The organism is Stenotrophomonas sp. YJH_SMC_73, from assembly GCF_059370155.1.
The window spans coordinates 86,354-110,365 of the sequence record NZ_JCAFTJ010000003.1 but is presented as its reverse complement, the minus strand read 5'-3'; the positions used below and the strand labels follow the sequence as shown (position 1 = coordinate 110,365).

Genomic DNA, 24,012 nt, shown 5'->3' with positions numbered 1-24,012 from the left:
CTCCCAGACAGTGATGTGACCGCTTGCCGCCTACGTTCGACATGTCTCTCCATTTCAGGCTCCTTCATGCAGCATGTGACGTCGCCATCCCCGCTGGAGGGCCGCGCTCGCGAGGTAGTGGTCCAGCGGCCCGACCTGCCATTCCCCGGAAGCGGCCGCACGCTGCGGCGGTGGCAGGCGCTGGCGGCATGGGGGGCGGAAGACCTGTGCCTGGCCAAAGTGCTTGAGGCGCACTACGACGCCCAGGCGATCATCGCCGAACTGAACGCGCCCGCCCTGGCTGAAGGCCAGCTACTGGCGGTCTGGGCCGCGGAAGGTCCAGCCAACACACTCCGCTTCGATGCCCACGGCCAGCTCCATGGTGACAAGCCCTGGTGTTCCGGCAGCGCGTGGGTGGATGCGGCATTGGTAACCGTCCGCAACGCGCAGGGCGTGTGGCTGTGCCAGGTCGCGGCGAAACACTGGCGCACGCTTGCAGATGAGCCCTGGCCGGCCGTTGGCATGGCCGGCGTTCCGTCCACCACGGTGCGGTTCGACGGCGCACCAATGGCGCTTCTGGGAACGCGCGATGAGTACCTGCAGCGACCGGGTTTCTGGCACGGCGGTGCGGGCATCGCGGCAGTCTGGTTCGGCGCGGCGGCCGCCTTGGCCGAGCGCATGCGGCCAGCCTGCACCGAGGGAAATCGCGCGCGATTACTGGGTGAAGTGGACCTCGCCTTGGGCCCGGCGGCGGCGCTGCTTCGCGAAGTGGCGGCACGCATCGACGCCGCGCCGGAATCGGCGCACCGCGAAGAGGTCGTGCGCCTGCGCTGCGTGGTCGAGCGCGCGGCGACGCGTGTCCTGGATCTGGCGGGGCGCGCACTGGGCCCGGCGCCGATGTGCCTGGAAGATGCCCACGCCCGTCGCTGCGCGGACCTGACCGTGTTCCTTCGGCAGAACCACGCAGATCGCGATTGGGAATGGCTGGGCGGCCAGCGGGCGAGCCAGGAGGCGACATGGGCGCTGTAGCCAGGACACCCCTGCAGGGGGAAGGAACGCAGGAGCAGGCATGGCTGCGCTGCGATTGGCTGTGGCAGCGGCCGGCAACATCGGCCAATACCCTCTGCGCCGGCCATGATCGCGTCGTGGTGGTCGCACCCCATCCAGACGACGAGATCCTCGGCTGTGGTGGACTGCTCCGTCACGCTGCGGAGCAGGGCATGGAGGTACGCGTCGTCGCCGTGACCGATGGCGAAGCGTGCTATCCGGACGAGCACTGGTGGACGCCAGAACGCCTGCGCTCGGCGCGACGCGCCGAGCTTGCCGCAGCGCTGGGCGAACTCGGTATCCGCCCTGGATCCGCGTTTCATCTCGGCATCGCCGACGGCGCGGTCAGTGCGCACGAACAGGGCCTGGAAGACTGGCTGCAGCAGCACCTCCAGCCGAGCGACCTGGTCCTGGCACCCTGGCGCTTTGATGGGCATCCCGATCATGAAGCCGCAGGGCGTGCTGCCTGCAGGGCGGTGCGGGCAGTGGGCTGCCGACGCCTGGAGTACCCGGTGTGGGGCTGGCACTGGCTTGACCCCGCCTGCGCACATATGGCGTGGGAGGTTCCCAGGCTGATCGACATTTCAGCAGTGGCCGCCGCAAAACGAAACGCCATCGCGCACTTCCGGACCCAGACCGGCGAGGTGCCGGAACTGAACAGCCCGCCGGTGCTGCCCGCACATGTACTGACCCGATTCTTCCGGAACTACGAGGTATTCCTGGCATGAGCGCGCAACCGTACTTCGATGAACTGCATGAGCAGGAGGATCCCTTCGGCTATCGCAGCCGGTGGTATGAAGAACGCAAGCGTGCGCTGCTGCTGGCCAGCCTGAGCCAGCGCCAGTTCACTCGGGGCTGGGAGCTGGGATGCTCCAACGGCGTGCTGACCGAGGCCTTGGCCGCCCGCTGCGAGCGCCTGCTGGCCACCGACATCAGCCCACGCGCAGCGTTCCGGGCCCGCCGCAATCTGGCCCACCTGCCGCATGTGCAGGTCCATTGCGCCAGCCATCCCGAGCAATGGCCGCCGGGCCGCTTCGACCTGATCGTCTGCGGGGAAATGGGCTACTACCTGGGTGCAGCAGCGCTGCACGAGCTGCGCGCCGGCATCGATTCGGCCCTTCGCGACGACGGACTGCTGGTCGCCTGCCATTGGTTGCCTTCGTTCCAGGGGCGCGCAAGTCGCACCGACGTCGTGCATCGGTGCCTTGGCCAAGGCCTGCACGAAGCCTTCCACTATCGTGATGCGGACTTCGTGCTGCAGGGCTGGACGCGCAGCGCACTATCGCTGGCCCGCAACGAGGGCCTGCGATGATCGGCATCCTGGTTCCGGCCCATGACGAGGCAGCCAGCGTGGAGCGCTGCCTGCAATCGATCCGAAGGGCAGCCCTGCATCCCGAGCTGCACGGCGAAGCAGTGCAGGTGGTGGTTGCACTGGACAGCTGCTCGGATGCCACCGCGTCCATCTGCCAGCAGCAGCGGGTCGATACGGTGCGCCTGGAAGCACGCTGCGTCGGCGTTGCCAGGGCAGCGGCCGCCGCTGAGCTGCTCGGACGCGGTGCGAGATGGCTGGCGAGCACCGATGCCGACAGCGAGGTACCTCCCGAATGGCTGGTTGCCCAGCTTGAGGGCCGGTGCGACGCCTTCTGCGGACTGGTGGACATAGCAACCACCTCCAGGACGGAGAAGCGCCTGCGACGCGCGTTCCAGAAACGGCAGCAGTGGGGCGACGATCATGGGCGCATCCACGGTGCCAATTTCGGCGTCTCCGCCCAGGCCTATCTGGCGGCAGGGGGATTTGCTCCCCTGCGCTGTGGAGAGGATGTTGCACTGGTGAGGAGGCTGCAACGCCTCGGCGCTGACGTAAGGTGGGCCGGCGCTCCCATCGTCATGACCAGTGCCCGCCTGGTGGGACGCGCGACCGGAGGGTTCTCGGCCTACCTGGCCGGAATGGAGGGTGCGCGTCCCGCCACGGCGGCAGATCGGCGGATGGCGGTACCTGGAAGCGCCTCGGAAACCACGCTGAATTGGGCATGATGTGATGTTTTCCCGGCTGGCGTTTACGGTTTCGCCACGATGCCCGTCCTAGAGTGAAGCGCTGGAAGAGCAGGAGTGGCACCATGCCGAATCGAGCCATCGCCTACGTCAGCGAGGCCGTCAGTGGATTCTCGCCGGAACGTCTGAAAGCGCTGATGGACGATGCCGCGCGCTTCAATCGGGGCGCAGGGGTGACCGGGGTGCTGCTGTTCGACGGCGAACGCTTCCTGCAGTACATGGAGGGCCCTGCCGATGGACTGGATGTGGCCTTCTCCCGTGTCACCGGCGCCAGCAGTCACATCCACCTGATCGAACTTGCGCGGGGGCGTGTCGGCCAGCGGCGGCTGCCGTTCTGGCCCATGCGTTGCCTGTCCGTCACTGCAGATGAGCTGCGCGAGATCGCCTGTGCCGACTGGACCAGCTTCATCCAGCGGGCAGCGACCGGACAGGCCGATGCCACGGCGATGGACAAGCTGCTGCTGATTGTCGAGCCCTACGCAAAGGCCGCCTGAGCCGGAAACCTGTTACTGCAGTGTGCCGCAGGGGAGAGGATGGAGCGAGGCAGGTTGTGAACCGCCTCATTTGGCTCTACGGCAAGGGCAGCATCATGGAAGGGCAGCACACTTCCTGCGTCAGAAGGAATCAACGTGCCCCTCCGCGCAATCGCTTACGCAAGTGAGGCGATACCGGGGCTTTCCATGGACCCTGTGGACGACCTCGCCAGGGCCGCTGCCCGCTTCAACTTCGAAGCAGGCGTGACGGGTGTGCTTCTTTACGATGGGCACCGCTTCCTCCAGTACATCGAGCGACCGGAAGACAGCATCAACGTGGTGTACAGCCGTATCCGCGGTGCCCGCAGCCATTGCGAACTGCTTGAGCTGGGCCGGGGCAGGGTGTCCGGCCGGTTCTTTCCCTATTGGTCGATGCGGCTGCTCTGGACCGACCCTGCCGACATCCGCAGCGTCGCTCGTGGCAACTGGAGCGGGCTCTCCCGCGGTGGTGCGCTGCGCCAGCTGGGCCAGGTGGTAGCCCCACACCTGGCGTAATCCCGGCGTCTGCCGCTCAATGCGTGGCAGGGGGCGCGCAGGCGTCTCCCACGACCTGCTGGACGGCTTCCTGCAACTGGTCGATGTGGAACGGCTTGGCCACGAAGGTTGCGCGGCGGTGGCGCAGCGGCACCAGCTGGTCATAGACCGCAGAGACGAACAGGTAGGGAATGCCGAGTTCCGCCAGTCGATCGGCCACCGGGAACACCACGCCATCGCGGAGCTCCACATCCAGAACCGCGCCATCGAAACGTTGCGTATCCAGCAGCCCCAGCGCATCGAACACGCTGTAGGCGTGGGTCACCCGGCCGCCGCCGTCTTCCAGCGCCTGTTCCATCAGTGCAGCCAGGTCGAGCTGGTCTTCAACCAGCAGCAGGTTGCACCTGCGCTGGTCCATTTCCGATTGCATGCGCGCATGCCTGTGTTGCCTTGGGAACTGCAGTGTGTGCTGTATTGCATCAACGGCGCGCGTGGGCCGTGTCAGCCCAGCGCGAAGCCGCCCCGCGCAGGTGGTCCATGCCGTAGATGCGGCGTGGAAGGCGGTGCGCCTTTTTTGACGGCGCGTTGGCGGCGGCCATGGATACTGCCGCCGTCCCCCAGCACTGGAGCCATGACCATGCCTCGATCCGCCACCGACCCCACCGCCCCCTGCGCATTGCGCGTGGAGTGCATGTCCCTGGATTGCGGCGGCGCTGCGATCGTCGTGGAGCTGGATCGCACCCCCGAACGGGCATGGATGAAGTCGCTCAAGCGCGCCCTGCAGGAGGATGACGTGCTGGAGGGTGCCCAGGCCAAGTTCGATGGCCGCTTTGTCTACGTCGTGGGCGTGGAAGGTGGCGCGCACCGTGCGCAGCACCGGGTGATCCAGGCGTTGAAGGCGTCCGCAGGCGCGCGCGCACCCGCAGCAAGCCCCCGTCGCGACGCCGGCAGCGCTGTAGTGTCCGGCGCGATGCCCGCCTGACCGTACGGTCGGCGTTGCCAGTCACCCGCGGATGTTATGACCGCATCAGCGCCAGGTGCAGCGCGCACGCCCGTCGGCTCACGCCGGCCGACGAGGCAGTGATTGCTGCCTCGCCACCATGGTCTCCGGAGGCATGTCGCCCCACTACCGGAGACCGTGATGGCAGACCAGAACACCGTCCGCAGCGAGCGCCTGCTGAAATGGCTGCAGGATGCCTACGCCATGGAGCAGGAGGCGGAGACCATGATGAAGGCCATGGCTTCGCGCATCCAGAACTATCCCCATCTTGCCGCACGCATCGGCCAGCACGTGCTGGAGACGCAGCAGCAGGCCGCCTCCCTGCGCGAGTGCATTGAAGCGCTCGGCGGAAGCGTGCCCACCGCCAAGGGGCTGTTCGCGAGCATGACCGCAGCGATCCACGCCGCCGGCAACACCCTGATGGAGGACGAGGTCGTCAAGAGCATCGGCATCTCCTTTGGCTTCGAGAACGCCGAGATCGCCACCTACCGGGCACTGGTGATCGCGGCCGAGCGGGCCGCTGCGCCGGATATCGCGGCCGTGTGCGGCCAGATCCTGCAGGAAGAGATCGCCATGGCGCGCTGGCTGGAAGAGCACCAGGACAGCCTGGTCGGCGCCTTCCTCAACCGTGACGAAACGCCTGGCGCCCAAGCCAAGCGTTGATCCCGATCCCGCCTGCCATACACAGGAGACAGTCCCATGTTCTTCCACCACAGGAAGCTGATGTACACCGTGCGCGTGCGCGAATCCAACCCGCAGCTTGCCAGCCTCATGCTGGAACAGTTTGGCGGCCCCCAAGGCGAACTGGCGGCTGCAATGCGTTACTTCACCCAGGGACTCGGTGAATGCGATCCGGGCCGCAAGGACCTGCTGATGGACATTGCCACCGAAGAGATCAGCCACCTGGAGATCATCGGCACCATCATCGCCATGCTCAACCGCGGCCCGAAGGCCATCCAGTCCGAGGGTCTTGCCGAAGCCGAGGACATGCGCCTGCTGGGCCAGAACAGCACCAGCCATACCGAACAGATCCTGTATGGGGGCGGCCCGGCGCTGGTCAATTCCAGCGGGGTGCCGTGGACGGCGGCCTACGTTGATTCGATCGGGGAGCCCACCGCCGACCTGCGCTCGAACATCGCCGCCGAAGCCCGCGCCAAGCTGGTCTACGAACGACTGATCACGGTGACCGATGATCCAGGCATCAAGGACGCACTGCGCTTCCTGATGACGCGCGAAATCGCCCACCAGAAGTCCTTCGAAAAGGCATTGCACAGCATCCAGCCCAACTTCCCACCGGGCAAGCAGCCGGGTGACCCCGCCTTTACCGACCTGTACATGGACATGTCGCAGGGCGACGGCGCCGATGACCTGCTGGGCAGCTGGAACAGCGGCGAGCTGTGGGAGCGGGTCAGCGACCGCGAGGCCCAGGCCGCTGTGGACGGCGGTGACGGCAGCGCCACGGTGGGCCTGGACCCACGCGAGCAGGCGGCGGTGCAGGCCATGACCCTGCGAACGCTTTCCGATCCCGAAGCACGGCCGACAACCGGTGCCGAACTGGGCGCCGGGCCGGGCGCCGGTGCGCTCGACCTGCCGCCACGGGAGCCTTGACGCGGGACAGGCCGGGGCGGGCCTCCGCCCCACGTTTCGCGTGAAAAAAAGTGGGCGGACACGCTGTCCGCCCACATGGGGTGCAACCGGTCAGTCTCGATCAACGCTGCTGGCCACCGCGGTTGTTGTTGCCACCACGTTCCTGCTGCTGCTGCCGACCGCCCTGGTTGCCACCCTGGTTGCCGCCGCCATGGCTGTTCTGGCCGCCTTCGCGGCCGATGTCGGCCATGTGCTGGCGATCCTGGCTCACCGCTTCGCCGCCCTTGCGACCGGCTTCGCGCGCTTCTTCAGAGCTGAATTCATGGGCGTTGCCCGACTCATGCGCGGCGCGGCCGCCCTTGGCGGCGATCTCCCGCTGCTTGTCTTCGTCCATCGAAGCGAAGCCGCGGTTGCTGCTGCCCTGGTTCTGGTTCTGGTTGGCCATGGAAAGTCTCCTTGGAGTGAGCCGCCCGATTGGCGGCAGCGACCATCTTCCAGATCCGCCGCTAGACGGCGGTGGCACCACCGCCAACGTGATGTCATGCGCAGGCACGCGCTTCCTCATGCATTCTCCACGAAAGCAAATCCATCGGCGGAAGACACGGCATGCCGGTCGTGGTGCTCGAGCCGGGTGTCAACGCAGCGCGGCGTCGGTACGTACAGGTTCAACGCCGCCACCACGCCGGTGTCACCGCGCGTTTGATCCGCACCGCTAAGGTAGAGCCATCTGCAACAACCCGGTGCTGTCATGCCTCTTCGTGCCATTGCATATGTAAGTGAAGCCACCCGAAACCTGACTGCAGAACGGCTGCAGCAGCTTGTCGCGGACGCGATGCTGTTCAACGAGTCGGTTGATGTGACCGGCGTCCTCCTGTTCGACGGCACGCGCTTCCTGCAATACCTCGAAGGCCCGGAGGCCGGCGTCAGTGCGGCGTACACCCGCATCCTGGCGGCCGGCAGCCACAACGGTCTGGTCGAACTCAACCGGGGCAGGGTGGGGCGGCGTCAGTTCCCGCACTGGCGCATGCACAGCGTGCGCGTGGATGAGCTGGCGCTGGGAAAGATCGCGATCTCCGACTGGACCGGCTTCGTGCGCAGCGCCTCCACGCTCGCTCCTGGCACCAGTGCGCTTGATCGACTGCAATCGGTGGCGCAGGCGCCGCCAGGCGCCGGCGATGGCCGGTTGCTGGAGCCGGACGGACCGGTGGCACGATGAGCGCAGCCAACGCCCCGGGCACGCCAGGACAGGTACGCATCGGCTGCGCAGGCTGGTCGCTGTCCCGCGCGGCGCAGGCGGCGTTCGGCGCAGGCGACAGCGTACTGCAGCGCTATGCCACCCGCCTGCCGATGGTCGAGATCAATTCCTCGTTCTACCGCCCCCACCAGGCGGCGACCTACGCCCGGTGGGCGGCGAGCGTGCCCGCGGGTTTCCGCTTCGCGGTGAAACTGCCGCGCGTGATCAGCCATGAACGCCGGCTGCGCGACGCGATGCAGCCGCTGGCGCTGTTCCTTGATGGCGTGATCGCGCTGGGGGACAGGCTGGGGCCGCTGCTGCTCCAGCTGCCGCCCAGCCTGGCGTATGAGCCGGCAACCGTAAAGGCATTCCTGCACGGACTGCGCGCACGCACCTCGGTTGATGTCGCCTGCGAACCGCGCCACCCCAGTTGGTTCACTGCAGACGTCGATACGCTGCTGAGCGACCATGGCATCGCACGGGTCGCGGCTGACCCGGCCCGGGTACCGGCAGCAGCTGTCCCGGGCGGTGACCGCACGTGGAGCTACTGGCGCTGGCACGGGCAGCCGCAGATCTATCGCAGCCCCTACAGCGAACAGGCGCTGGCGGCGCTGGCCCAGCACCTGCAGCGTGAAGCCGCTGCGCAGCGCCGCGCCTGGTGCGTACTGGACAACACCGCGCTGGGCCACGCGACCGGCAACGCCCTGCACCTGCAGGCACTGCTGCAGGAGAACGCGCATGCCTGAGGGCCCGTCCATTGTCCTGCTGCGCGAAGCCGCCAGCCGCTTCAAGGGTCACGTCGTGCGCGGCGTCTCCGGCAACAGCCGCATCGACCTGTCACCGCTGCAGGGACGCAGGGTCAAGGCGGTTCGCAGCTGGGGCAAGCACTTCCTGCTGGAGTTCAGCCACCACACGCTGCGCATCCATCTGATGATGTTCGGCAGCTGGCGCATCGACGAACGGAAGCCAGCTCCTGCACGGGTGTCGCTGGCATTCGACAACGGGGAACTGAATTTCTACGCGTGTTCCGTCCGGCTGATCGACCAGCCGTTGGACGACGTCTACGACTGGCGGGCGGACGTGATGAACGACGCCTGGGATCCAAAGCTGGCCCGGCGCAAGGTGAAGGCACTGCCGGACACCCTGGTCTGTGATGCGCTTCTGGACCAGACGATCTTCGCGGGCGTCGGCAATATCATCAAGAACGAGGTGCTGTTCCGCATCCGCGTGCATCCGGCCACGCGACTGGGCGACCTGCCACCGCGCAAGCTCACCGCCCTGATCAACCAGGCCCGTGCCTACAGCTTCGACTTCATGGAATGGAAACGGCGCTTCGAATTGAAGAAGCACTGGCAGGTGCATACGCGAAAGGTGTGCCCGCTCTGCGGTGGCCCGATCAGCAAGCTGTACATGGGTACGACGCGGCGACGCACGTTCTTCTGCCCAAACGATCAGGTGCTCTACCCACCCTGAGGCCGCCTTCCATGGCGGCCGGGAGGCATGCGATTCGACTCAGGCGGACTGCGTGGCCTTGGCGTTGCCGCCGCCCTTGGCCAGCAGGGTCAGCTTCTCATCGGTCGCCTTTTCTTCCTCCAGCGTCTCCAGCAGCAACGGCAGGGCGTCCTTGTAGCCCAGCTGCTTGGCCAGCGCGGCGATGGTGCCGTAGGAGGCAATTTCGTAATGCTCGACCTTCTGCGCGCCACCGATCAGGGCAGCGTCGCGCACCGGCCCCTTGTCGATGCTGTCGATCACCTCCTTGCCTTCCTCGACCAGGCCTTCCATCGCCGCGCACTTGATGCGCTTCAGGCGGATGCCGAGCACCTCGACCACCTGGTCGATGCGTTCGATCTGCCCCTGGGTTTCTTCCAGGTGCGTTTCGAACGCTGCGGCCAGATCCGGATTCTCGGCCGCACGGGCCAGGCGCGGAAGCGCCTTGGTCAGCTGCTTCTCGGCGCTGTAGATGTCCGAGAGCTCGTGGATGAACAGATCTTCCGCCGTCTTGATAGCCATGCTGGGCTCCGCTGTGAATGGAGTGCCCAGAGTAGGTCCCGTCCGGTTGCGATCAGGCGGGGAAGGAGTGAAGGCGGCATGTGAATTCCCACGCGGACCCTGCGCGCTGCCTTCACGAAGCAGCGTCTTTCGCGCATCGGCAGGACGCCGTGCCGGCGGCCTTCGCCATGGCTTCACAGTGGCATCGCTCCGTGCCCATGGAGTGGCCGGTACGGTCAGTTCACCCCCGATCACGCTGGAGACTCCCATGAGCGATGACAAGAACAACGCCGGCAGCCCGGACCGGGACCGCATCAACGTCAATGAGGATTACGAACTGCGGTACTGGACCACGACGCTGGGCGTGTCCGCCGACGAACTTCGCGCGGCCGTCGCGGCAGTCGGGCCCACGGCGGTTGCTGTCCGGAAGCACCTGGGCAAATAGCGCGGAGCCGGCCATGTCCCTGGTCGAGTATCGCCGCAAGCGTCGTTTTGACCAGACCAAGGAGCCCGAGCCGGGCAAGGCGCTGCCGAAAGGCCAGCGCGCCATTTTCGTGGTGCAGCTGCATCATGCCAGCCGCAGGCACTATGACTTCCGCCTGCAGGTTGGCGATGCGCTGAAGAGCTGGGCGGTGCCCAAAGGCCCCAGTTACGACCCGAAGGTCAAGCGCATGGCGGTGGAAGTGGAAGACCACCCGGTGGACTACGCGGCGTTCGAGGGTGATATTCCCAAGGGCCAGTACGGCGGCGGCCATGTCGCCCAGTTTGACCACGGTGTATGGGCCACGCAGGGCGATCCGGAAGCCCAGCTCGCCAAGGGCCATCTGCGCTTCGAGCTGTTCGGTACCAAGTTGATAGGCGGCTGGCATCTGGTCCGGTCGGGAAAGCCCGCGCGCCAGCCACAGTGGCTGCTGTTCAAGGACGACGACGAATTTGCCAGCGATATCGAGGCAGACGATCTGCTGGGGGACGTCGCTGAAGCGCCACCGGAGGATCTGAAGCGTGCCGGCGCTGGCAAGGCCGCGAAGAAGCGGCTGACGGCGGTACCTGCCAGACGCGCCCGGCGAAAGAACTGGGCGAAGAAGGCCCTGGCGCTCAGCAAGGCGAAAAGGGCGGCAGCGCCGTCCGGGCCGTTTGAGCCGCAGTTGGCCAAGCTGGGCGAAGCGCCGCCCCAGGGCGGGCAGTGGGTGCATGAGATCAAATGGGACGGGTACCGCATCCTTGCTACGGTGGCTGAGGGCAACGTGCAGCTGTGGTCACGGAACGCGCTGGAATGGACCGCCAAACTTCCCGAAATACGTGATGCGATCGCGGCCCTGGGCCTGACTTCGGCGGCACTGGACGGCGAGCTGATCGCCGGCGCCGGCACCAAGGAAGACTTCAACCTGCTGCAGGCCACGCTTTCCGGCGAGAAGCAAGGCGTCCTGACGTATGCGCTGTTCGATCTGCTGCATCTTGATGGCGTGGATGTGGCCGATGCGCCCCTGCTTGAGCGCAAGACCCTGCTGCAATCGGTGCTGGAGGGGCAGGGCAGCCCATTGGCCTTCAGTTCGCATGTACAGGGGGATGGCGACCAGGCCTATCGTCTGGCCGGTGAGCAGCACTTCGAGGGCATCATTTCCAAGCGCGCCGATCGCAGCTACCACAGCGGCCGCAGCGAGGACTGGCGCAAGACGAAGCAGCTGGCCAGCGACGAGTTCGCGGTGGTGGGCTACACCGCACCCAAAGGCAGCCGCACCGGCTTTGGTTCGCTGCTGCTGGCCCGGCCAGACGCAACGCATGGCTGGCTCTACGCAGGGCGCGTCGGGTCCGGGTTCTCGGATGAACTGATTGGCGACATCAGCAAGCGCATCAAGGGCGGCGGCGGCCGCAAGCCAACCGCGTACGTGCCCACGCAGGACACCGATCTGCGCGCTGCGACCTGGTTCGAACCGCGTTTCGTGGTGGAGGTCTTCTACCGCGGAATCGGTGGGCAGCAACTGTTGCGCCAGGCGTCGCTGAAGGCGGTGCGGGCGGACAAGGATATCGCCGACCTCGCCGATTCCGATCGCGCCGGAGCGGCCCCGGCCGCCGCGCGGTCGCAAGCGCCCGCGCGGCGTGGGCGCCGGGTGGAAAGGGCGCCGGCAACGGATCGCGCGCCCCCCGTGCTGTCGTCCCCAGGCAAGATCCTGTTTCCCGGCGACGGCTACACCAAGCAGGACGTGTGGGATTACTACGCAGCAGTGATGGAGCACCTCCTGCCCGAGGTGGTGGATCGTCCGCTGTCGATCATCCGCTGCCCCAGTGGCACCGCAAAGCCCTGCTTCTTCCAGAAACACCATACGGCCGGGCTGGCGCTGGTCGATTCGGTAAGGCTGAAGGAGGAAAGCGGCATCAACGCCCATTACCTGGTGGTGCGGGACGCAGCCAGCCTGCTGGAACTGGTGCAGTTCAACGCGTTGGAGTTCCACCCTTGGGGCAGCCACGCCGAGGCGCCCGACAGGGCCGACCGGGTGGTGTTCGATCTGGATCCCGGACCGGATGTGCCCTTTGCCGAAGTCAAGAAAGCGGCAACCGACATCCGGAAACTGCTGGCGCAGCTGGAGCTGGAATCGTTCCTGCGAGTCTCTGGCGGCAAGGGCCTGCACGTGGTCGTGCCGCTCAACCCAGGGTGCGATTGGGACCTGACCAAGCGTTTTGCGAAGGGTTTCGCCGATGCATTGGCACAGTCCGAACCGCAGCGGTTCCTGGCAACCGCCACCAAGAGCCTGCGCAACAAGCGGATCTTCGTCGACTATCTGCGCAATGGGCGCGGTGCAACGGCGGTCGCGTCCTATTCGTTGCGCGCCCGGCCGGGCGCACCGGTGGCACTGCCGATCGCCTGGGGTGATCTGGCGAAACTCAAGCGCGCCGACGCCTTCACGATCAAGGACGTGCCCGCAAAGCTCAGACGTCGCCGCAAGGACCCTTGGGCCGGCATCGCGGAAGTGAAGCAGAATCTCGCCCGATGGGCCCGGGCAGACCCGTAGGCCAGGCCCGTGCTGCGTACCGTCTGTCAGCCCGAACCCAACTGATTCGCAGAATACACAGGGCCGGAACATATCGTCGGCGCGGTTGGCCTATGCTTGCGATACGGAATCTGGGGGGATTCGCTACAGGAGCAGCCAATGCCGATCAGGGCAGTCGCATACATAAGTGAAGCGGGCCCGGCCGTTGCGGGTGATCCTTTGGGCCTGCGCAGCGGGAAGCTGGACGACCTGGTCGATGATGCCTCCCGCTTCAACCGGAATGCCGGCGTTACCGGCGTACTGCTGTTCGATGGCGCCCGTTTCCTGCAGTACATGGAGGGGCCCGAAGATGGCTTGAGCGTGGCGTACTCGCGGGTACTCGGTGCTACAAGCCACACGGGACTGATCGAACTGCAGCGCGGCAGGGTAGGCAACCGGCGTCTCCCGTTCTGGCCGATGCGCTGGCTGCCGACGCAACCCGAGCAGTTGAAGAGTCTTGCCCGCGCGGACTGGTCAGGGTTCGCCCAGCGGACCGGTGACGATGCACCAACCGAGACGGCGATGGATGTCCTTGCCAGGTTGGTGGAACCCTATGCCGTCGCGGCGTGATCGATCGGCCTAGCGGTCTCCATACCGCGCCGCCCAGGGGATCTCGCCGCTACACGAATCGAGGTGCCCGGTGCGCATCACGCAGTACAGGCGGGCATCCGGGTCAGCACTGGCAGCGATGTAGTCCAGCGCCTCGGCGAGCATGCGGATGAACTGCGGCTCGGGATAGAACGCCGCCCAGGTGGGCAGCATTTCCTCCAGTTGCGCGATCATCAGGTCGATTTCCAGGTGCGTGCTCACTGCCTGGCCCTCCATGCAGCCAAGCTAGCAACCACGCTGCAAGCAGAGGGTCGCGGTTCGCACAGGCGACGCAGGCATCGTGTCCATGCGGCACTCACCCCGTCTTGATCCTCACCGCGGCACTGCCACGCACGTGAGGATTTCCTGCACGGGCACGCCACCGTCGTTTCACCCGGCAGGGCGTATCAGGGAAGGCTCTCCGATGAACCTGCAAGGATCCTTTTCATGGCCGACCCGTCCCCGCGCGCCAGCTTATGGTCAGCTGACTCCGATCCGCACGGCTTCCGCCCTCTCGTCGGGGCCACGCGCGCGGACGTGCTCGTGGTCGGTGCAGGCATGACCGGCCTGTTGACCGCCGCCCGCTTGGCCGACAGCGGCCTGGATGTGGTGGTGGTGGATGCCGGCCCCATCGGCGGGCGCAACACGGTGATGTCAACCGGCAATCTTTACGCTCCCGTGTCCCGGATGGCAGACCTGATCGCGCGTTGGGGCGGTGACACGGCACGTCGTGTCGTGCAGTGGCGGCAACACGCGCTGCGTTCCATCGAAACACTGGTCCACCGCTACGATCTGCACTGTGGCTTCGAGCGCGTGGCCATGCAGTACGGCGTGCAGGAGCGTTCGCGCGAGGCCACGGCGCAGTTCGAACGCGAGCTGCAGGCCTACCAACGCGTTGGCCTGCATTGCGAGCACCGCCAATCCGGGCTGCCGTTCACCTTGGCCCACGCTTTCCGCGTTCCCGACCAGGCGCAGTTGCATCCGGCGGCGTTCTGCAGGGAACTGGCCCGTCATCTGGTGGGCCGCGTGCGCATCCACGACTGGACCCGGATCACCCGCATCGAGGCTTCAGCCGGAGTGGCGACGGCCCCTGGTGCCCGCATTCATGCCAGGCACTTTGTGCTGGCCACCCACTCGCCAGCAGGATTCAACCTGGTGCAGGCCGAAATGGAGGTGTACCGCGAATACGGCGTAGCGGTACCGGTGGCCAATCCGCCAGCGGCAGGCATTCACTGGATCGCCGACCGGCACCGCTCGCTGCGCGGGGTGCATGGCGCTGATGGCCGCGACTGGCTGGTGCTGGTCGGGGAGACACATCGCACTGGCGAAACCCCGGCGATGGATCCGGCCCAGCATCTGGTCGCCGACGCGCGTCGCAACTTCAGCGTGCAGGGCGAGCCGCTGTGCTGGTCCGCGCAGCAGTTCCGGGCCGCGGATCAGCTGCCCTACATCGGCAGCAGCGCGCACGACAATGTATGGGTCGCTACCGGCTATGGGCCGGATGGATTGACCTGGGCGGGCGTGGCCGCGCGCGCGATCACGGAGGGAATCACGGGAACGACCAGCGAGATCGAGCAGCTGCTCAGCCCCATGCGCTTTACTCCGCTGCGCTCGGCTGCAGGCTGGGCCCGCACCAACGCCACGGTTGCGCGGCACATGGTGGGCGATCGCCTTGAAACCGCGGGGTCGCGCGCTCCCAGCGAGCTGGGCCGCGGGTGCGGTGCGCTGCTGGACGTGGGCGGAGAGCGCACCGCGATCTACCGCGATGATGATGGCCAGCTGCACGCAATGTCGGCGCTGTGCCCGCACCTCAAGTGCGTCGTCCAATGGAATGGCCATGAACGCACATGGGACTGCCCGTGCCACGGCAGCCGCTTTTCCGCCACCGGGGCCCTGCTGGAGGGCCCCGCCAGGCAGGGCCTCACACCGGCGGCGCTGTAGGCCGCCGCCGCCGCAGCGGTGACCTCAGGCTTCGGCGGTTGCGTCCGCTTCGCAGGGCATGCAGCGCTCCTTCTTGGACTTGATGTCTGCAGCGGTCTTCGCCAGTGCCTCGTAGCGCTGGCGTATCTCTTCAAGATGGGCCGGCTCCATCGATTCCAGGTTCAGCAGCTCCTGGTTGGCGTCCTTGCTGACCCGGATCAGCTCGTCCAGCTTGATGTGCAGCGCAGCGGTGTCAGCGTTCTGGGTATGCTGGATCAGGAATACCATCAGGAACGTCACGATGGTGGTGCCGGTGTTCACCACCAGCTGCCAGGTGTCATTGAAGTGGAAGGCCGGGCCGCTGGCGGCCCAGGCAATGATCACCCCCAGTGCCGCGACGAATGCCCCAAGACTGCCGGACAACCGCGCCGTGGCCGCCGCGACGCGTGCAAAGCCGCGCCGGATCACTGCTCACCTCCACCGGCCTCCTCATCCGTTTCGCGGTCTGGCAGTTTGACCCGCTCACCCAGGCGCGCGGCCTGCTCGTCGGGCGTCGGGGCTGCGACGAAGGGCGAGATCGGGTCACTGGCCGGGAACGTCTCCTGCAACGCCTCTTCATGATTGCGATGGTTATGCAGCTTGGCCTGAAGCGGGCTGACCGGATCGGTGCGCTGTGCTTCCGGGTCCGGGTGGGGCAGGTCTTTCTGATCGCGTTGCATGGTGAATCTCCAGGTTGGGTCCCACTGCCGTAGTGGCAGGCCCAGCATAGGAGCCGCACTGTGAGCGGCTGCATCAAGGGTGCGGCAACGTGGCGTCAAGCCTTCAGCCAATGCAGGTTAACAATCAGCCGCGTGGCGCGGTTGGCGTCGGCCACCTGGTGTTCCGACGCTGCACGCAATCAACATCCCCTCACTCCATTCACCCTGCAGCAGCGACAATAGCCGCCCGTGTGCGCATGCATGTATTCCACTCATTGGCAGCAGGATCGCGAAGATGTCCAACACCCCTTTTGGCGAGTCGTCATGCGCAGCCGCGGCCAGCGGCTGCATCGAGGTCCGCGGCGCACGCGAGCACAACCTGAAGAACGTCGACGTCTCCATTCCACGCAATGCGCTGGTGGTGTTCTCCGGGGTATCGGGTTCGGGCAAATCCTCGCTGGCGTTCGGCACGGTCTTCGCCGAGGCCCAGCGGCGCTACTTCGAATCCGTCGCACCGTATGCGCGCCGCCTGATCGACCAGGCGGGCGTGCCCGACGTGGATGCCATCGACGGCCTGCCGCCGGCGGTGGCCCTGCAGCAGCAGCGCGGTGCCAGCAACGCACGTTCATCGGTGGGCAGCGTGACCACGCTGTCCAGCCTGGTACGCATGATGTATTCGCGTGCAGGCGCGTACCCGGCCCACCAGCCCATGCTGTACGCCGAGGACTTCTCGCCCAATACGCCGCAGGGGGCCTGCAGCACCTGCCATGGGCTGGGCCACGTCTACGAAGTGACCGAAGCGCTGATGGTGCCGGACCCGTCGCTGAGCATCCGCGAGCGCGCCATCGCCTCCTGGCCGCCGGCCTGGCATGGCCAGAACCTGCGCGACATCCTGGTCACCCTGGGCTACGACATCGACGTGCCGTGGAAGAAGCTGCCGAAGAAGGACCGGGAGTGGATCCTGTTCACCGAGGACACGCCGACCGTGCCCGTCTATGCCGGCTTCACGCCTGCCGAGACGCGTGCCGCACTCAAGCGCAAGCTGGAGCCCAGTTACATGGGCACCTACACCGGCGCCCGCCGCTACGTGCTGCACACCTTCGCCAACACTCAGAGCGCGCTGATGCGCAAGCGTGTCTCGCGCTACATGGAAGGCAAGCTGTGCCCCGCCTGCCAGGGCAAGCGACTGAAGCCCGAAGCGCTTTCGGTCACCTTTGCCGGTGTGGACATCGGTGAATTCATGCGGCTGCCGCTGGATCAACTGGCCGGGCTGCTCGAGCCCATCGCGCAGGGTGACTTCAGTGCACACAGCCACGGCGCACGCACCCGCAGGAGTGCGACGCCCCGCGATCGCGCCAAGCGGGCAGCCACTGGCCGTGCGACCCACGAAGGCGCGCCCGATGTGCGGCTGACCTCGGCCCTGTCGGAGGAAAAACGCCTGGCCGCGCAGCGACTGGCGGGTGGGGTCATGGCGCGGGTACGGCAGCTGCGCGAGCTGGGCCTGGGGTATCTCTCGCTGGATCGCGCCACGCCCACGCTGTCGGCCGGCGAACTGCAGCGCCTGCGGCTGGCCACACAGCTCAGCTCGTTGCTGTTTGGTGTGCTGTACGTGCTCGATGAGCCCTCGGCCGGCCTGCATCCGGCCGACAGCCAGGCGCTGTACGACGCGCTGGACCGGCTGCGCGATGGCGGCAACTCGGTGTTCGTCGTTGAACACGATCTGGAGCTGATGCGACGTGCACAGTGGCTGGTGGACGTGGGACCGCAAGCGGGCGAGCACGGCGGGCGCGTTCTCTACAGTGGCGAGCCCGACGGCCTGCGCCGCATCGAGGACTCGCGCACCGCGCGGTACCTGTTCGACCAGGTGCCTGCGCCTGCCAGCCGGCAACGCAGCGCCGACCGCTGGCTGGAGCTGAAGGGCATCCACCGCCACAACCTGCAGGGCGTGGACGCGCAGCTGCCGCTGGGAGTGCTGACCGCAGTGACCGGCATTTCCGGATCGGGCAAGTCCAGCCTGATGGCGCAGGCGCTGCCCGAGCTGATGCTGCTGCACCTGGGGCACGAGCCCGTGGACGACAGCGCCGACAGTACGCCCGAGGACGGGCCAACCGTGATCGAAGCGACGCGGGGCCAGCTTGCCGGAGCCGTGGATGCCATCCAGCGCGTGGTGCAGGTGGACCAGAAACCGATCGGCCGCACGCCACGCTCCAACCTGGCCACCTATACCGGCCTGTTCGATCACGTCCGCAAGCTGTTCGCCGCGACCCCCGACGCGCGACGCCGCCGCTTCGATGCAGGTCGCTTCTCGTTCAACGTAGCCAAGGGCCGGTGCGAGACCTGCGAAGGCGAGGGTTTCGTAAGCGTCGAACTGCTGTTCATGCCCAGTGTCTATGCGCCATGCCCCGCCTGCCATGGCGCCCGCTACAACGAGGCCACGCTGAAGGTGTTGTGGAACGGCCGCAACATTGCCGAAGTCCTGCAGATGACGGTCGACCAGGCACAGGCATTTTTCGCCGGTGAGGAAGCCATCGCGCGGCCGCTGCAGCTGCTGCAGGAGATCGGCCTGGGCTATCTCAGGCTCGGCCAGCCGGCCACGGAGCTTTCAGGGGGCGAGGCGCAACGCATCAAGCTGGCGACCGAGCTGCAGCGCAGCCAACGCGGCCGCACGCTCTATGTACTGGACGAACCCACCACCGGCCTGCATGCGTTGGACGCAGACAGGCTGCTGGTGCAGTTGCAGCAGCTGGTGGACGCGGGAAACACCGTGGTGATGATCGAGCACGACATGCGCTCTGTCGCACAGGCCGACTGGGTGATTGACGTCGGCCCGGGCGCAGGCGGCGCAGGTGGAACCATCGTGGCGAAGGGTACGCCACGCCAGGTGGCCCGCGCCAAGGACAGCAGGACGGCGCCGTTCCTTGCCAGGGAACTGGCGCTGTAGCGACGCCATCCCCGGCTATCGCACTCCACCACGCCGGGCAGCTGCAAGCCGTTCGCCGATCAGGCGCCGCTCACATAGCGCGGCGCCGGCTGCGCGAGCGAAAGGCCCGGTGCCATCGCCTTGCGTGCGTGCTCGAAGGCGTCCCACTCAGCGATGTCCGGAAGCGCGGGAATGGTCACAAGCTCACCCTGCGCCAGCCCGGCCAGGGACGCATCCACCATGTCTTCGGCGCTCATCACGATGCCCTGTGGCAGGTGCTCCACCGGCAGGCCGGAAAGGTGCCAGAAGTCCGTCGCGGTAGCACCCGGCAGGACGACCTGGACGCGCACGCCCTTGTCGGCCAGCTCATGGTGGAGCGACTGCGAGAACGCCAGCACGAACGCCTTGCTTCCCGCGTAGACCCCGTTGAGCAGCTCCGGTGCCAGCGCGACGATGGAGGCGATGTTGATGATCGTGCCCCGGCCACGTGCCACAAACACCGGCGCTGCAGCATAGGCCAGGCGCATCGCGGCGTTCACGTTGAGCGTGATCATGCGCTCCATCTCGCCGATGTCCGACTGCAGCAGGGGCGCCGTAGCGCCGATGCCGGCATTGTTGACCAGCACCTGGATATCCGCTCGGCCTTGAATGACCTTTTCAACTTCGGCACGCCCGTCGGGGATGGTCAGGTCCGCGGCGACGATGTCCACCGTGCGGCCGGTGCTGCGGGCCAGCGCTTCGGCCAGTTGGCGCAGGCGGTCGGCGCGTCGCGCGACCAGGATCAGGTCATGGCCGGCGTGGGCCAGGCGATCGGCATAGATCGCCCCGATGCCGGACGATGCGCCAGTGATGAGTGCGGTGCCGTGATGGGTAGGGTCGTTCACAGAGGTCAGTCCGAACCGGCGAACGTCGCCGGGGTCAGGGGAAATCTAGGCCGGCTTGTACGTGTCGTAAATGTCGTATATACCTCGTTTACGGCCACCCCTGAAAAACCGTCATGCCCAGTGTTGGATTTGTCCTGCCCGCCGGATTCCAGACCATGGCGATCGCCGCGGCGTCCGCCTTCGAACTGGCCAATGCCACCGAAGGCGAGCGCCTTTACGATCTGCACATGCTGTCCGAACAGGGCGGGCTGGTGCCCAGCTCGCTTGGCATGGCCATGCAGACAGCGCCGCTTGCGCAGCAGCCGCTGGATACCATGATCGTGGCCGGCCTGCTGGAGCCAGCCCCGTCCAGCGGCGCGCTGATCGATCCGATCCGTCATGCGGCCGCACGCACGCGCAGGACCGCGTCGGTGTGCACCGGCGCGTTCCTTCTCGGCGAAGCGGGGTTGCTGGACGGGCGCCGCGCCACTACGCACTGGTTCCACGCACGTGCGCTCAGGCAGCGCTTTCCCGCCGCGCAGGTGGAGGAAGACCGCATCTTCATCACCGATGGCCCGATCTGGACCTCCGCCGGCATGAGCGCGGGGCTGGACCTGGCGCTTGGCATGATCGAGCAGGACTTCGGTGCGGATCTGTGCAGGGCGGTGGCCCGGAAGCTGGTGATCTACCATCGGCGCGGAGGCGGGCAGTCCCAGCATTCAGTGCTGCTCGAGCTGGATGCCCGGTCTGATCGCATCCAGAACGCGCTGACCTTTGCACACCGCAATCTGCGCGCCACCTTGTCGGTTGAAGAACTGGCGCAGGCCGCGCATCTGAGCACCCGCCAGTTCAGTCGCGCGTTCCGCGAGGAAACCGGGCAATCCCCCGCCAAGGCAGTGGAGGGCCTGCGGGTGGAGGCCGCTCGCGTGTTGATCGAGCAGAGCCGCTACACGATGGATGAAGTGGCGACTGAAACGGGCTTCGGTGATACCGAACGCATGCGACGTGCCTTCCTGCGCGCCTTCGGCCAGCCCCCGCAATCGCTGCGGCGCAACGCACGGGGCGGGGCGGACTGAGTGTTCGTGGCTGGATTCATGGGATGATGCACCACTGCGCCCGACTGCCACTACATGCACACACTGACCGATCCCCACCTGCTGAATGACATCGCTGAGATCGGCCGTATTGAAGCAGTGCCGCGCATCCTTGAAACCGTCGCCCATATCACAGGCTCAAGATTCACCGCGATTGCCCGGGTGACAGAAACCACGTGGACCGCCTGCGCCACCCTGGACACCCTGGGGTTCGGGCTCGTTCCGGGCGGGCAGCTGGTCCTCGAAACCACCCTCTGTGACGAGATCAGGCAGTCATCGACCTCCGTGGTGTTCGCGCACGCCAGTGCACATCCGCTGTATTCCAAACACCATACGCCCAGGATCTATGGGCTGGAGAGTTACGCCTCCGTGCCGATCCATCGGCCGGATGGCAGTTTCTTCGGCACCCTGTGTGCCATTGATTCGTCGCCGGGCAACTTCGATGAGGCGCATGTCCAACGATCCATGGAGCTGCTTGCCGACCTCGTTGGCAACTACCTCGACAAAGAGGATCAGCTGCTGGAGGCAGAGACAGCCCTTTCAACGGCACAGCGTGTTTCCGATCTGCGCGATCAGTTCATCGCGGTGCTGGGCCATGACCTCCGCAGCCCGCTGCAGGCCATCAGCGTGGCCGCCGATTCACTGGAACTTGAGGCAACTTCCGAGCGCCAGCAGCGGATGCTCGCGCACATCGCCGCCGGCGTCACCCGGATGGATGGCCTCATCGGTGATGTGCTTGATTTCGCCAGGGGGCGGCTGGGAGGAGGCATTCCGGTCTCGCTCCAGGAAAGCCACACCTTGCAGGCGGCGCTTGAACAGGTTGCAGAAGAAGTGGCGATCGCTACCGGTCGGCAGGACATCAACGTCCAGATGCGGATCGAAGGTGGCGTGGTCTGCGACACCGGCAGGCTGTCGCAGCTGCTGGCCAACCTGCTGACCAACGCAGCCCAGCACGGCGAGCGCTCCGCCCCAGTCACGCTGAGGGTTCATGCCGCATCCCATCGCCTCACGCTGGATGTGCATAACGCCGGCTGCATTGCGCCTGAGCGGCTGGGGACGATTTTCAGCCCGTTTTCGCGTGAGCAGGGCGAGCTGCCCAAGCCAGGGCTTGGCCTGGGCATCTACATTGCATCGGAAATTGCCAAGTCCCACGGCGGCACACTGGACGTGCAGTCGAGTGAGAGCGACGGCACCGTGTTCACATTCCAGATGCCGACCGCGGCGCGTCCATGAAGGTGGGCGCCAGGCAACAGAAGGGCTCCGGCACCGCGCCGGAGCCCTGGCCACTCACTTTTCCTGCAGGAACGTCAGCAGGTCCTGGTTGACCTTGTCCTTGTGGGTGTCGGTCAGGCCATGCGGCGCACCCGGGTAGACAATCAGCCTGGCGCCCTTGATCAGTTTCGCTGACTGGCGGCCAGAGATATCGATCGGCACGATCTGGTCGTCGTCACCGTGGATCACCAGGGTGGGGACATCGAACTTCTTCAGGTCGGCGCGGAAATCGGTGGCCGAGAACGCGGCGATCGAATCGTAGGTGTTCTTGTGGCCGCCCTGCATGCCCTGCGCCCACCACGCATCGATCAGCCCCTGCGACACCTTCGCACCGGGGCGGTTGAAGCCATAGAACGGGCCCGACGGAATGTCCCGGTACAGCTGCGCGCGGTTATCCATCTGTGCCTTGCGGATGCCATCGAACACTTCGATCGGCAGGCCGTTGGGGTTGTCGGCGGTCTTCAGCATGAACGGCGGCACCGAGCTGATCAGCACGGCCTTCTTGACCCGGCCGGTGCCATGCCGGCCGATGTAGCGCGCCACTTCGCCACCACCGGTGGAGAAGCCCACCAGGGTCACATCGTGCAGGTCCAGTGTGTTGATCACCGTGGCCAGGTCATCGGCGTAGTGATCCATGTCGTTGCCGTCCCACGGCTGGCTGGAGCGCCCGTGGCCGCGACGGTCATGCGCGATGACGCGGTAGCCATGGTTGGCCAGGAAGATCATCTGCGACTCCCAGCTGTCCGAATTCAACGGCCAGCCATGGCTGAAGGTCACGACCGGGCCGTCCTTCGGGCCCCAGTCCTTGTAGTACAGCTGCACGCCGTCGGCGGTGGTGATGTAGCTGGCAGTGCGCGCGATGGCGGTGACCGGAGCCGGCTTGGCCGGTTCGGCGGCCTGCGCGGACAGGCCGGCCTGGACCGAGAGGGCGAGGGCGGCAACGGCCAGGGTACGGGCGAAGGTGTTCATGCGGAAACTCTCATGGGTGGGTGGTGAGACGTACTTTGCGCCTGCAATCAGGCGTCCGGGTGATGAAGTGTCCGGATTTCTTGATAGATCGTCTTGCATGGATGTGCGCACACCAATCGCTCGCGATCGCCTGTTGACAGAGTAGAACGCTCGTTCTACCTTACAGCCATGAGCAAGCTCACCACCGACCAGAAGATCCTGGCCACGGCCGAGGCCCTGATCTACCAGAACGGGATCCACGCCACCGGCATGGACCTGCTGGTGAAGACCTCGGGCGTGGCGCGCAAGAGCATCTACCGCCACTTCGAGAACAAGGACGACGTGGCCGCCGCTGCATTGAAGGCGCGCGACGTGCGCTGGCTCGCCTGGTTCCGGGATGAGTGCGAGAAGGCGGACAGCCCGGAAGCACGCATCCTCGGCATGTTCACCGTGCTCAAGAACTGGTTCCAGTCCGAGGGCTATCGCGGTTGCGCCTTCATCAATACCGCAGGGGAGGTCGGCGACCCTGCCGATCCGATCCGGGAAATCGCGCGGAATCACAAGCAGAAGCTGCTCGATTACACGCGGGAACTTACCGAACAACTGGATGTGGAGCAGCCGGCGGACCTGGCCCGTCAGCTGCTGATCCTGATGGAAGGCGCCATCACCCTGTCGCGTGTGATGGGTGATTACAGCGCCGCAGACACCGCGAAGGATGTCGCGAAGCTGTTGTTGGAACAGGCCAAGCGTTAGCGCCTGGGTACGCCAGATCCTTTGAAGCAACCCGT

At 66.3% G+C, this 24,012-nt stretch carries 28 protein-coding genes; 20 read left to right on the top strand and 8 right to left on the bottom strand.

The genetic code is table 11. The annotated features are described in order from the left end of the window. Positions 1-66: 66 nt before the first annotated feature. The 6 genes from AC5P8R_RS05800 to AC5P8R_RS05775 all read left to right on the top strand — a co-directional run bounded on the left by AC5P8R_RS05800 (position 67) and on the right by AC5P8R_RS05775 (position 4,106). A complete protein-coding gene (locus AC5P8R_RS05800; RefSeq protein WP_197620848.1) occupies positions 67-1,008 on the top strand; it encodes an acyl-CoA dehydrogenase in 942 nt (313 codons plus the stop codon). Further along, positions 996-1,754, top strand: a complete 759-nt coding sequence (locus AC5P8R_RS05795) for a PIG-L deacetylase family protein (RefSeq protein WP_197620849.1) — start codon at positions 996-998, stop codon at positions 1,752-1,754. The genes AC5P8R_RS05800 and AC5P8R_RS05795 overlap by 13 nt, the downstream gene beginning before the upstream one ends. Beyond that, entirely contained in the window at positions 1,751-2,338 is a 588-nt protein-coding gene (locus tag AC5P8R_RS05790) for an SAM-dependent methyltransferase (protein ID WP_197620850.1), read from the top strand. The genes AC5P8R_RS05795 and AC5P8R_RS05790 overlap by 4 nt, the downstream gene beginning before the upstream one ends. Then, on the top strand, positions 2,335-3,060 hold the full coding sequence (locus AC5P8R_RS05785) for a glycosyltransferase family 2 protein (protein ID WP_126412224.1): 726 nt from the start codon (positions 2,335-2,337) through the stop codon (positions 3,058-3,060). Before AC5P8R_RS05790 ends, AC5P8R_RS05785 begins: the two co-directional genes overlap by 4 nt. An 83-nt stretch (positions 3,061-3,143) precedes the next feature. Then, positions 3,144-3,572, top strand: coding sequence for a BLUF domain-containing protein (locus tag AC5P8R_RS05780; protein ID WP_049439716.1), 429 nt, complete (start codon positions 3,144-3,146; stop codon positions 3,570-3,572). 135 nt (positions 3,573-3,707) lie between these two features. After that, positions 3,708-4,106 carry a BLUF domain-containing protein gene (locus tag AC5P8R_RS05775; protein WP_495223083.1) on the top strand — a complete coding sequence of 133 codons (399 nt, stop codon included), beginning with the start codon at positions 3,708-3,710 and terminating at the stop codon, positions 4,104-4,106. A 16-nt stretch (positions 4,107-4,122) separates the two neighbouring features. On the opposite strand, the gene AC5P8R_RS05770 is transcribed toward AC5P8R_RS05775, so the two are convergent. Next, positions 4,123-4,515, bottom strand: a complete 393-nt coding sequence (locus tag AC5P8R_RS05770) for a response regulator (RefSeq protein WP_014647178.1) — start codon at positions 4,513-4,515, stop codon at positions 4,123-4,125. A gap of 207 nt (positions 4,516-4,722) precedes the next feature. Here AC5P8R_RS05770 and AC5P8R_RS05765 point away from each other — a divergent pair, with 207 nt between their 5' ends. From AC5P8R_RS05765 to AC5P8R_RS05755, 3 genes are all read left to right on the top strand, one after another. Further along, positions 4,723-5,067 (top strand): hypothetical protein, encoded by a 345-nt coding sequence (locus AC5P8R_RS05765; RefSeq protein ID WP_100450505.1) that lies wholly within the window; start codon positions 4,723-4,725, stop codon positions 5,065-5,067. 159 nt (positions 5,068-5,226) lie between these two features. Beyond that, positions 5,227-5,748 carry a ferritin-like domain-containing protein gene (locus AC5P8R_RS05760; RefSeq protein ID WP_495223082.1) on the top strand — a complete coding sequence of 174 codons (522 nt, stop codon included), beginning with the start codon at positions 5,227-5,229 and terminating at the stop codon, positions 5,746-5,748. A 36-nt stretch (positions 5,749-5,784) separates the two neighbouring features. Further along, entirely contained in the window at positions 5,785-6,693 is a 909-nt protein-coding gene (locus tag AC5P8R_RS05755) for a manganese catalase family protein (RefSeq protein WP_046430681.1), read from the top strand. A 100-nt stretch (positions 6,694-6,793) separates the two neighbouring features. Here AC5P8R_RS05755 and AC5P8R_RS05750 read toward each other — a convergent pair whose 3' ends face one another. Continuing rightward, on the bottom strand, positions 6,794-7,117 hold the full coding sequence (locus tag AC5P8R_RS05750) for a KGG domain-containing protein (protein WP_046430680.1): 324 nt from the start codon (positions 7,115-7,117) through the stop codon (positions 6,794-6,796). A gap of 303 nt (positions 7,118-7,420) precedes the next feature. Here AC5P8R_RS05750 and AC5P8R_RS05745 point away from each other — a divergent pair, with 303 nt between their 5' ends. Genes AC5P8R_RS05745 through AC5P8R_RS05735 form a run of 3 tightly spaced genes read left to right on the top strand, consistent with a single transcriptional unit; the run spans position 7,421 to position 9,379 of the window. Continuing rightward, positions 7,421-7,888, top strand: coding sequence for a BLUF domain-containing protein (locus tag AC5P8R_RS05745; RefSeq protein WP_495223081.1), 468 nt, complete (start codon positions 7,421-7,423; stop codon positions 7,886-7,888). Further along, positions 7,885-8,652 carry a DUF72 domain-containing protein gene (locus AC5P8R_RS05740; protein ID WP_445391663.1) on the top strand — a complete coding sequence of 256 codons (768 nt, stop codon included), beginning with the start codon at positions 7,885-7,887 and terminating at the stop codon, positions 8,650-8,652. Before AC5P8R_RS05745 ends, AC5P8R_RS05740 begins: the two co-directional genes overlap by 4 nt. Beyond that, positions 8,645-9,379 carry a DNA-formamidopyrimidine glycosylase family protein gene (locus tag AC5P8R_RS05735; RefSeq protein ID WP_142234732.1) on the top strand — a complete coding sequence of 245 codons (735 nt, stop codon included), beginning with the start codon at positions 8,645-8,647 and terminating at the stop codon, positions 9,377-9,379. Before AC5P8R_RS05740 ends, AC5P8R_RS05735 begins: the two co-directional genes overlap by 8 nt. 39 nt (positions 9,380-9,418) lie before the next feature. Here the strand turns inward: AC5P8R_RS05735 and AC5P8R_RS05730 are convergent, their stop codons facing one another. Next, positions 9,419-9,916 carry a YciE/YciF ferroxidase family protein gene (locus tag AC5P8R_RS05730; protein ID WP_495223080.1) on the bottom strand — a complete coding sequence of 166 codons (498 nt, stop codon included), beginning with the start codon at positions 9,914-9,916 and terminating at the stop codon, positions 9,419-9,421. A gap of 247 nt (positions 9,917-10,163) precedes the next feature. Here AC5P8R_RS05730 and AC5P8R_RS05725 point away from each other — a divergent pair, with 247 nt between their 5' ends. The 3 genes from AC5P8R_RS05725 to AC5P8R_RS05715 all read left to right on the top strand — a co-directional run bounded on the left by AC5P8R_RS05725 (position 10,164) and on the right by AC5P8R_RS05715 (position 13,491). After that, positions 10,164-10,340 carry a DUF3606 domain-containing protein gene (locus AC5P8R_RS05725; protein ID WP_014647169.1) on the top strand — a complete coding sequence of 59 codons (177 nt, stop codon included), beginning with the start codon at positions 10,164-10,166 and terminating at the stop codon, positions 10,338-10,340. A gap of 13 nt (positions 10,341-10,353) precedes the next feature. Beyond that, on the top strand, positions 10,354-12,903 hold the full coding sequence (ligD, locus tag AC5P8R_RS05720) for a DNA ligase D (protein WP_495223079.1): 2,550 nt from the start codon (positions 10,354-10,356) through the stop codon (positions 12,901-12,903). A 138-nt stretch (positions 12,904-13,041) separates the two neighbouring features. Beyond that, entirely contained in the window at positions 13,042-13,491 is a 450-nt protein-coding gene (locus tag AC5P8R_RS05715) for a BLUF domain-containing protein (RefSeq protein ID WP_495223078.1), read from the top strand. A gap of 9 nt (positions 13,492-13,500) precedes the next feature. On the opposite strand, the gene AC5P8R_RS05710 is transcribed toward AC5P8R_RS05715, so the two are convergent. Further along, entirely contained in the window at positions 13,501-13,731 is a 231-nt protein-coding gene (locus tag AC5P8R_RS05710) for a hypothetical protein (RefSeq protein WP_126412214.1), read from the bottom strand. Positions 13,732-13,956: 225 nt separating this feature from the next. On the opposite strand from AC5P8R_RS05710, the gene AC5P8R_RS05705 reads away from it, so the two are divergent. Continuing rightward, entirely contained in the window at positions 13,957-15,450 is a 1,494-nt protein-coding gene (locus AC5P8R_RS05705; protein ID WP_495223077.1) for an FAD-dependent oxidoreductase, read from the top strand. A 24-nt stretch (positions 15,451-15,474) separates the two neighbouring features. Here AC5P8R_RS05705 and AC5P8R_RS05700 read toward each other — a convergent pair whose 3' ends face one another. Continuing rightward, entirely contained in the window at positions 15,475-15,897 is a 423-nt protein-coding gene (locus AC5P8R_RS05700) for a low affinity iron permease family protein (RefSeq protein ID WP_014647164.1), read from the bottom strand. Further along, complete coding sequence (locus AC5P8R_RS05695; RefSeq protein WP_014647163.1) at positions 15,894-16,148, bottom strand: hypothetical protein; 255 nt, start codon at positions 16,146-16,148, stop codon at positions 15,894-15,896. Before AC5P8R_RS05695 ends, AC5P8R_RS05700 begins: the two co-directional genes overlap by 4 nt. A 274-nt stretch (positions 16,149-16,422) precedes the next feature. On the opposite strand from AC5P8R_RS05695, the gene AC5P8R_RS05690 reads away from it, so the two are divergent. Beyond that, entirely contained in the window at positions 16,423-19,068 is a 2,646-nt protein-coding gene (locus AC5P8R_RS05690) for an excinuclease ABC subunit UvrA (RefSeq protein ID WP_495223076.1), read from the top strand. 59 nt (positions 19,069-19,127) lie between these two features. On the opposite strand, the gene AC5P8R_RS05685 is transcribed toward AC5P8R_RS05690, so the two are convergent. Next, the gene (locus AC5P8R_RS05685) at positions 19,128-19,931 is read right to left on the bottom strand and encodes an SDR family NAD(P)-dependent oxidoreductase (RefSeq protein WP_075076897.1); all 804 of its coding nucleotides are present in this window, start codon (positions 19,929-19,931) and stop codon (positions 19,128-19,130) included. 155 nt (positions 19,932-20,086) lie between these two features. Here AC5P8R_RS05685 and AC5P8R_RS05680 point away from each other — a divergent pair, with 155 nt between their 5' ends. Together AC5P8R_RS05680 and AC5P8R_RS05675 are read left to right on the top strand one after the other, a co-directional pair. Next, positions 20,087-20,986 (top strand): GlxA family transcriptional regulator, encoded by a 900-nt coding sequence (locus tag AC5P8R_RS05680; RefSeq protein WP_495223075.1) that lies wholly within the window; start codon positions 20,087-20,089, stop codon positions 20,984-20,986. A gap of 54 nt (positions 20,987-21,040) precedes the next feature. Continuing rightward, complete coding sequence (locus tag AC5P8R_RS05675) at positions 21,041-22,237, top strand: ATP-binding protein (protein ID WP_197639463.1); 1,197 nt, start codon at positions 21,041-21,043, stop codon at positions 22,235-22,237. A 54-nt stretch (positions 22,238-22,291) separates the two neighbouring features. Here AC5P8R_RS05675 and AC5P8R_RS05670 read toward each other — a convergent pair whose 3' ends face one another. Then, positions 22,292-23,245: an alpha/beta fold hydrolase gene (locus tag AC5P8R_RS05670; RefSeq protein WP_049407332.1), complete on the bottom strand. Its 954-nt coding sequence runs from the start codon at positions 23,243-23,245 to the stop codon at positions 22,292-22,294. A 168-nt stretch (positions 23,246-23,413) separates the two neighbouring features. Here AC5P8R_RS05670 and AC5P8R_RS05665 point away from each other — a divergent pair, with 168 nt between their 5' ends. Continuing rightward, entirely contained in the window at positions 23,414-23,977 is a 564-nt protein-coding gene (locus AC5P8R_RS05665; RefSeq protein ID WP_495223074.1) for a TetR/AcrR family transcriptional regulator, read from the top strand. The last annotated feature ends 35 nt before the right edge of the window (positions 23,978-24,012 follow it).